This is a genomic window from Micrococcus sp. HG099, from assembly GCF_024723355.1.
Lineage (GTDB): Bacteria > Actinomycetota > Actinomycetes > Actinomycetales > Micrococcaceae > Micrococcus > Micrococcus endophyticus.
Genome location: NZ_JANQCJ010000311.1, coordinates 1 through 408, shown reverse-complemented (window position 1 = coordinate 408; position 408 = coordinate 1). Strand labels below are relative to the sequence as shown.

The window sequence follows — 408 nt, the reverse complement described above, 5'->3', positions numbered from 1 at the left end:
TCGCCGCCGCGGCCGCGGATCCGGGGACCAGCAGCACGGCGGCGGCGCCGTCGGCGATGCGGGCCGCCGTCGCCCCGGTGACCGCAGTGGCGGGGTCCGCGCCCGGGGTGACCGCGGGGAATCGGGAGAGCGCGGAGGGCGCCAGGGCGCGGGGGCCGTCGTCGCCGGGGAGGAGCAGCGCGCCGACGCGGGCGAGCGCATGGGAGCGCAGCGCGAGCCGCTCCTGGCGGGCGCGGGAGATGCCGCGGGCGGCGGCGAGGGCGTCCGCGGCGGCGGTCATGCCGGGGTCGTCCCAGCCGGCCGGGACCATGGGCGCCTGCGCGTAGGGCACGCCGTCGAGCGAGCGTTCGGGGGCGGTGCTCGGCGACTCGACGCCCCCGCCCACGGCCGGCCGCCCGGTGTCCACGG

Annotated in this window: 1 pseudogene; it reads right to left on the bottom strand. The window is 82.6% G+C overall.

Going from position 1 to position 408, the window contains the following annotated elements:
- Positions 1-408 (bottom strand): annotated as a pseudogene (locus NWP10_RS12380) (acetyl-CoA C-acyltransferase); the annotation flags it as partial.